Genomic DNA, 1,441 nt, shown 5'->3' with positions numbered 1-1,441 from the left:
ACCATCTTTACCTAATAACAAATATGTTTTTTATCTACTATATCTTTATTATTCTCATAATTCTCTTTTTTATTCATTTTTTCTCTAAATTTCTTATATTGATACTCATGGCTTTGTTTATTTATTTTTTCAAAATATTCAAATTATTATTTCTATATAGTGGTATACTATTAACATCTAATATTTATTAATAGAAATGAGGTGTTTAGTGGCTTGCCACTTATTATGAGTTATACATTAAATAAATCTTGGTCTTCTTTATTAAAAGAAGAGTTTTCTAAAGACTACTATTATAAACTAATGAATTTACTAAATGATGAGTATAAATCTAAAGTTATTTATCCTCCTAGAGAATTTTTATTTGAAGCTTTAAATCTTACTTCTTATGAAGATGTAAAAGTTGTTATTCTTGGTCAAGATCCTTATCATGGTCCTAATCAAGCACACGGTTTAAGTTTTTCAGTAAATCCCGGTGTTAAAATCCCACCTTCTTTACTGAATATATATAAGGAGCTTCATAGTGACTTAGGATATTCTATTCCTAATCATGGCTATTTAAAGAAATGGGCTGAACAAGGAGTACTTCTTTTGAATACTTCTTTAACTGTTATTCAAGCTTCTCCTAATTCTCATCAGAAAATTGGTTGGTCAATTTTTACTGATAAAATCATTTCTTTAATTAATGAAAAGGAAACTCCCGTTGTTTTTATTCTTTGGGGGAATAATGCCATTTCTAAAAAATCATTAATAACAAATAAAAAACATTTAATTCTTCAATCAGTACATCCAAGTCCACTATCAGCCAGACGTGGTTTTTTTAGTAGTAAACCATTTTCTAAAACAAATGAGTTTTTAATAGCTAATAATTTAACTCCTATTGATTGGGAAATTAAAGATATCTAAAGAAATTTTTATACTGGATAAAGTAAAAGGCTATTACAAAACTTTTTAGTTATTTTGTAATAGCCTTTTTTTAATTTATTTTCTTTTCATTAAGATTTTTTAACATTAGTCTGTATTCTTCATCATTAATTAAGCAATATGTTTTCATTATATCTACGGTTTCCTTATCATATAAACACTCATCTTCTCGATTTCTTGCATTTACATGTTTAGCTGATATTACTCCAACAATACTTGCAATTACTATTAATAGTGATGCTACTAGTACAAACTCCATAATTTTTCTCCTAAATTAAAAGATTACTATATCACTATATTCATTTATTTATTTTTTATTTACTTATTTTTCTATTTCTCAATATCATATTAAAAATACTGCCCATAAGTACACCCACTACTCCGAATACGGAAAAATATAAAATTATATTTTCTAAATATATTCCCACTATACTTCCCATTAATATTCCTAAAATCAAAAATAGTGTTAAATACTTCTCTTCTTTTTTTATAATTCTTCTTTCCTCTTCATATACCATAG

General features: G+C 25.3%; 3 protein-coding genes. 1 reads left to right on the top strand and 2 read right to left on the bottom strand.

Translation table 11 applies throughout. From position 1 onward, the window contains the following. Positions 1-225: 225 nt before the first annotated feature. The gene (locus ACRDDY_RS14255; RefSeq protein WP_438565612.1) at positions 226-903 is read left to right on the top strand and encodes a uracil-DNA glycosylase; all 678 of its coding nucleotides are present in this window, start codon (positions 226-228) and stop codon (positions 901-903) included. Positions 904-973: 70 nt separating this feature from the next. On the opposite strand, the gene ACRDDY_RS14250 is transcribed toward ACRDDY_RS14255, so the two are convergent. Together ACRDDY_RS14250 and ACRDDY_RS14245 are read right to left on the bottom strand one after the other, a co-directional pair. After that, on the bottom strand, positions 974-1,180 hold the full coding sequence (locus ACRDDY_RS14250) for a hypothetical protein (RefSeq protein ID WP_438565611.1): 207 nt from the start codon (positions 1,178-1,180) through the stop codon (positions 974-976). A 55-nt stretch (positions 1,181-1,235) separates the two neighbouring features. Next, a partial coding sequence (locus ACRDDY_RS14245) for a hypothetical protein (RefSeq protein ID WP_438565610.1) occupies positions 1,236-1,441 on the bottom strand: 206 nt, incomplete at its 5' end.

The sequence above is a fragment of the Clostridium sp. genome (genome assembly GCF_051656525.1).
In the GTDB taxonomy this organism is placed as follows: Bacteria; Bacillota; Clostridia; order Clostridiales; family Clostridiaceae; genus Clostridium.
The sequence above is the reverse complement of the archived record's forward strand: the minus strand, read 5'-3'. Positions and strand labels throughout refer to the sequence as shown.

Excerpts from the sequence above, each read along its gene's own strand:
- ACRDDY_RS14255 (WP_438565612.1), top strand. The coding sequence starts at position 226 with ATGAGTTATACATTAAATAAATCTTGGTCTTCTTTATTAAAAGAAGAG.
- ACRDDY_RS14250 (WP_438565611.1), bottom strand. The coding sequence starts at position 1,180 with ATGGAGTTTGTACTAGTAGCATCACTATTAATAGTAATTGCAAGTATT.